This is a genomic window from Mesorhizobium sp. M7A.F.Ca.US.005.03.2.1, from assembly GCF_003997795.1.
In the GTDB taxonomy this organism is placed as follows: Bacteria; Pseudomonadota; Alphaproteobacteria; order Rhizobiales; family Rhizobiaceae; genus Mesorhizobium; species Mesorhizobium ciceri.
The window spans coordinates 1-4,815 of the sequence record NZ_RZRP01000484.1; the positions used below are offsets into that span (position 1 = coordinate 1).

7 protein-coding genes and 1 pseudogene are annotated in these 4,815 nt (G+C 65.9%); 1 reads left to right on the top strand and 7 read right to left on the bottom strand.

Annotated features, from left to right (window positions below; translation table 11 throughout):
* Nucleotides 1–98: 98 nt before the first annotated feature.
* Genes EN991_RS23610 through EN991_RS23625 form a run of 4 tightly spaced genes read right to left on the bottom strand, consistent with a single transcriptional unit; the run spans nucleotide 99 to nucleotide 1,572 of the window.
* A complete protein-coding gene (locus EN991_RS23610; protein WP_164753792.1) occupies nucleotides 99–539 on the bottom strand; it encodes a hypothetical protein in 441 nt (146 codons plus the stop codon).
* Nucleotides 540–561: 22 nt separating this feature from the next.
* Nucleotides 562–1,080: a hypothetical protein gene (locus EN991_RS23615; RefSeq protein WP_024502204.1), complete on the bottom strand. Its 519-nt coding sequence runs from the start codon at nucleotides 1,078–1,080 to the stop codon at nucleotides 562–564.
* Nucleotides 1,073–1,417, bottom strand: a complete 345-nt coding sequence (locus tag EN991_RS23620) for a hypothetical protein (RefSeq protein ID WP_013528664.1) — start codon at nucleotides 1,415–1,417, stop codon at nucleotides 1,073–1,075. Before EN991_RS23620 ends, EN991_RS23615 begins: the two co-directional genes overlap by 8 nt.
* A gap of 11 nt (nucleotides 1,418–1,428) precedes the next feature.
* Nucleotides 1,429–1,572, bottom strand: coding sequence for a hypothetical protein (locus EN991_RS23625; RefSeq protein WP_023813481.1), 144 nt, complete (start codon nucleotides 1,570–1,572; stop codon nucleotides 1,429–1,431).
* Between the two features lie 179 nt (nucleotides 1,573–1,751).
* Here EN991_RS23625 and EN991_RS23630 point away from each other — a divergent pair, with 179 nt between their 5' ends.
* Nucleotides 1,752–2,723, top strand: coding sequence for an AraC family transcriptional regulator (locus EN991_RS23630; RefSeq protein ID WP_013528662.1), 972 nt, complete (start codon nucleotides 1,752–1,754; stop codon nucleotides 2,721–2,723).
* A gap of 65 nt (nucleotides 2,724–2,788) precedes the next feature.
* Here the strand turns inward: EN991_RS23630 and EN991_RS23635 are convergent, their stop codons facing one another.
* The 3 genes and pseudogenes from EN991_RS23635 to EN991_RS23645 all read right to left on the bottom strand — a co-directional run.
* Nucleotides 2,789–3,595 carry a hypothetical protein gene (locus tag EN991_RS23635; RefSeq protein WP_013528661.1) on the bottom strand — a complete coding sequence of 269 codons (807 nt, stop codon included), beginning with the start codon at nucleotides 3,593–3,595 and terminating at the stop codon, nucleotides 2,789–2,791.
* Nucleotides 3,596–3,686: 91 nt separating this feature from the next.
* Nucleotides 3,687–4,619, bottom strand: coding sequence for a CHAD domain-containing protein (locus tag EN991_RS23640; protein WP_127369661.1), 933 nt, complete (start codon nucleotides 4,617–4,619; stop codon nucleotides 3,687–3,689).
* Nucleotides 4,616–4,815, bottom strand: a pseudogene (locus EN991_RS23645) (adenylate cyclase); the annotation flags it as partial. The pseudogene EN991_RS23645 and the gene EN991_RS23640, both read right to left, overlap by 4 nt.

Here is a 4,815-nt window from a genome sequence, read left to right on the forward strand (position 1 = left end):
GGCCACACGCGCGAGATGCCGGGGCGAGGCCTGATACGCCCGCCGCCGCGAAAGGACGGCGGCCGCTGCCGGCCTGACCAGGCACCGCGTCAATCGTCTCAGCACGATTGCATCTGACGGCTGAGCTTGCCGCGCACGACCCTGGCAGTGCCGACCGCCACCATTTTTGCCGCTGTCTTGCCCCCCGGACCCGCCATGCGACCGGCGACGCCGACCGCGCCATTGACGGCGCCCATCGTCTTCATCTGCCCGACCGTCTCGTTCATCCGCGCCCGGCAGTCCCGCATTTTCCTGGTCGCCTCGACTGCAGCCAGGGCCTCGCCAAGGCCTGCCGGCGAGTCCGGGCCGGCCGCCAACTCCGCCAATTGCGCATGCTGGTCTGGCGTGATCGGCGGGCTGGCGGCCGTCTGGCTGCAGCCGGAGGCCAGCAGGCAGATCAGCATCGCGATCGGGCTGCCTCGCCCGGCACGTGCCGTGGCTGGAAAAATATCGCGATGTTCGGCCTCGAGGCTCCCGCCCGGAGTTGCTTTTCCGGCCACCCGTTTCCTGTTGCCCAACATCCTATTGCCCCACCGCCGGGCCGAGGATGAGGCTGCGGATTTTTGGCGTCAGCGGCCTGACGACGTCGGCGAAGGGATCGCCCTCAGTCCGCAAAATCATCAAGCCTTCGACCTCTTCGTCGATGGCGTCGATGGTCTCCGTCTTCTGTGCCTCGGTCAGCTCCCTCATGCCGGATATGGCATTTCTGAGCTTGGCGAAAATGGCATCGAGTTCCGCGACCGGCATCGTCGCCAGGAACCCGCGCATGGTCTCGCCAAGCGCGACCTTCCAGCTGTCGGCGGTGAAACCGGCTGTGCCGATCAAGCCCTTGTCCGCGGCATCGCGCTCGTACCAGTCGGCGGCGATCTCCTCGTCATAGGCGAACTGACCGAATTCGGGCTGCAAGGCCTCGATCAGGCCGACGACCGCCGACGCATCCCGCGCTGTCAGGGCCAAGGCCTGCGGGCTGTCGAAGATCATGCCGGCAAGTGCGAGCGCGCCGGCCAGCCGGCGCATGGCTGCGAAACGCCGCTCAGCCATAACAATCCTCCGCAATGCCGGCCCGGGCACTGCTCGTTGCCTGGGACTGCAGAACCGAGCCGCCGATCGAGGCGGCCTGGCCGGCAATGACCCCACCATTGCCAGCCAGACCGCCAAGACCCCCCGCCATCGACAGCACACCGCCGAGCAGAGCCGCATTGGTCTGCGCCTTCGCCGCCTTCTTGGCCGCATCGGCGCAGGCCGTTTCCGTCGTCGGTTCGTTCCGGGCCTTCTTGCTGCCGGCCGCGCTCGCGATCGATGCCGGCCTGTCGTCGACCTGGCCCGTTTGGCAGCCCGCCAGGGCAATGGTCAGGGCCAGGAAAATGCTCTTTTTCATGGTGCTGCTCATCATCGGGCAGCGCGCGGCGGCAGCTTGGCCTCGCGATGATCGGTCACTGCGTTGCCCAAGGCGATCGACAGCAGATAGACACGCGGATTGAACCCTGCCGCAGCCAGTGCCGACAGCGTCTTGAACAGTTGCAAATGAAACATCGTGCCCCCCTTTGGATTGCCGCCAATGCGGTTCCGGTTCCGGAATCGCGCCGCAAACTAGGGGCATAAAAGGGGGGCAGCTTGGACAGAACGGCACTGAAAGCGGCCAAAACGGCCCGGGATTGACGTTTTGCAGGCTCCGGCGCATATGACCGCGCTCTTGGGCATGGGGGGTGTCGATGACTGCGACGATGGGGACGTCAGCCTCATTCAGGCTGGCGACGGAGATGTTTCCGGAGCGGGATCGCGTCGAGATCACGCGTGAGGTTTACGGCCGCACGGTTCTGAGGGTGGACCTCGATCCGCTGGCGCCGGCGCAGATCGACATGCGGGTGCGCGCGTTGCCAGGCCTCGGCATCGCCACCGGCAGCTCATCGGAATTCCGGGTGCATCGTACGTCGTCGCTGATCGACAATGACGACTTCGTTCTTCTGGCGGCCCTCGACGGGGGCAGTGTGATGAAGCATCGCGGCCGCGAGGAGGCGGTCGGCAACGGCCAGGCGCTGATGATGAGCGGTGAAGAGGTTGGCCTCAACCTGATCGGCGCCGGCGGGTTTCGCTTCGTCAATCTGAGTTTTTCGCGCAAGCAGCTTTCGCCTCTGATCGGCGATCCGGCCGCGGTTCTTATGCGGCCCTTGCCGACCCAAAGCGGGGCGATGCGGCTGTTGCTCGACTATATCAGCTCGATCCAGGAGGTCGGAGACGAGTTGACTGCGGAGGCCTGCCACCTTGCGGCGGCGCATGTCTTCGACCTTGCCGCACTCGCCATGGGCGCGACCAGGGATGCGGCCCAGATCGCACGCGGCCGCGGCGTCAGCGTTGCCCGCTTGCGCGCCATCAAGGCCGATATCGTCGCGCATGGTGGCCACGTCGACCTGTCGGCGCAGGACGTCGCCGCCCGCCACGGACTGTCGGCCCGCTACGTCCGCAAGCTGTTCGAGAGCGATGGCACATCCTTGATTGATTTCATGATGACCCAACGGCTGGCGCGCGCGCATCGCATGCTCGGCGATCCTCGCCATGCCGGACGCAGCATCACCGCGATCGCCTACGAGGCCGGCTTCAACGACCTTTCCTATTTCAACCGGGCGTTCCGTCGCCGTTATGACGCCACACCCTCGGACGTGCGGGCCGCGGCTTGCAAGCACTGACGCCCGGCCGCCGGCCAGCGCTCCTGTGCCGGGCCATGCACGCGGCTGGACTCATTTGATCGCGTTTACTCGGCGGCCTTGGCCCCGGGATCGGCAAGCTTGTCGTCCCAGGTCACCGCCCGGTAGTCGAAACCATATTCCAGCGTCGGCTTGACGATGCGGAAATAGGGCGACAGGTCGAAATCGCGCGGCGTGTAGAGCGAGTGGTGGCGGATGTGCAGGATTTCCTTGCGCGAATAGTTCGACTGCGCCGAGGCGCGGCCGGGCGCACGGGTGATCTCGGGCAGGATCGGATAGCGGATCTGGCCATAGGCCTCGGCAATCAGCGTCGAGCAGATCGCCCGTGTCGGATCGCCGGAACCGAAGGCCAGCATGCGGCGGCGCCAGCGCACCGGCACCGGCGGTGTCGGGAAGAAAAAACGCAGCATGTCGAAAATGTTCTTGAGGTCGTATTTCAGGCCGAGCTTGCCGATCATGAAGGCGACGACCTTGTCGCGATCCTCCGGCGCCAGCCCACTCGCCCGGCAGATGCGGGTGTTGTAGGTGCGGTAGCGCGACAATGGAACGGCGACGCAGCCTTCGCCGATCGTGACCTCGATCAGGCGCGGCCGCTCCGAGCCGTCCGCCGGCGCGGGCAAGGCATCGCCGATATAGAAGGCCGCATGCGACCAGGTCGACTGGGTCAGGTACTTGATCGCCGCCGAGATCTTCTGGTTGCCCTCGATCAGCAGGATGTCGCCGGGCTCAAGCGTGCGACGCAGCGTTTCGGCATCGGAGGGGGTGTAGGGCTCGTAGCCGGACGATTCTTCCTGCAGCCGGCCGGCAAGCCAGCGGCCAAGTCGATCCAGAAGCGTGTCGCCGGGCTCGGTCATACTCCATGGCGATTAGCATGGGCGGGTAATGAGGGCTAGCGCACGCCTTTCTTCCCCCCGTCCGGACCGAGAGGAAGAGCGCCAAGTCATCCTACGATGCCGCGGCCTCTTCCGGCGGCGCAGCCAGATCGTCGCGCGCCTTGCGGGCCAGTTTGCGTGTCGAGCGTTTGGGACTGTCGCCGAACAGCTCGGCCGCCTCGGCAAGGCAGCTCTTCTTCAGCTGCTTTTCCGACCGCTTCAAAAGCTTGGCCAGAAGTTTCGTGTCCTCGGGCGGCCCGAGCAGCCGGTCGTCGGCCTCGAGCAGGGCGCGCATCACCAGCACATCGTGCAGGTCGCCCAGCCGCTCGCCCAGTTCGTCGACCGCCTTGCGCCTTGCCTTGATCGGTGTCGGCCACAGCCTGCCGAGCAGCGACAGATGCATGCCGTGGGTCTTGGCCGCCTTGCGCAGATCGTGGAAATCATCGGCCGCTCCCCGCGATTCGGCCTTGTCGAGCGCCTTCCTGGCGCGGCGCAACGTGACGCGGGCGCCTTCGGCAAGCACGTCGGCCGCCTGTTCCGGCTGGTCGGGCAAGGCCAGCGTGCCGATGCGGTGCAGGCCCTCCTCGCAGGCGGCGGTCGCCGCACCGATCGCCGCTTCGAGTCCTGTACCTTCGTGCAATTCATGCTGGCGCGCGATCAGCCTGTCGCGAACCGCGCCCAGCCCATCGTCGGCGCTCTCCTTGGGAAAGCTTGCCGCCAGGCGGTCGATGGTTTCGATCAGCGCTGTCGCCTCGCGCGGGCCGGCAAGCAGGGCCGCCACGTTGCGGTAGCACTGGTTTTCTGTCTCACAGAATGTTTCGTCACCGGAACGAACAAGCCGCAACAAGGCGCGAGCGCTCTTCAGCCGCTTGCGGCATTTGTGCAGCGCCTGTTCCGGCCGGCTCCGTGCGGCGTCAAGATGATGCAGCGCCTTGCCGATCTCCTCGGCAAGGATTCTCCTGACCTCGCCGGTCAGCGGCAGGCGCGGATCGATGCGAAAGCTCATGCGGCGATCTCCGGAATCCCACCAAGGGCGAGCGACGCGTTGTAGAATTTCTGCTCGCCGGTGACTTCACGGCCGAGCCAGTCGGGCAGCATTTCGTCCGGCACGTCCTCCGGCGTCTCAAGTTCGGCGACCACAAGTCCCGCAAGCGGTCCGCCAAAGACATCGACTTCGTAGAGATAGCCACGGTGCCTAACAT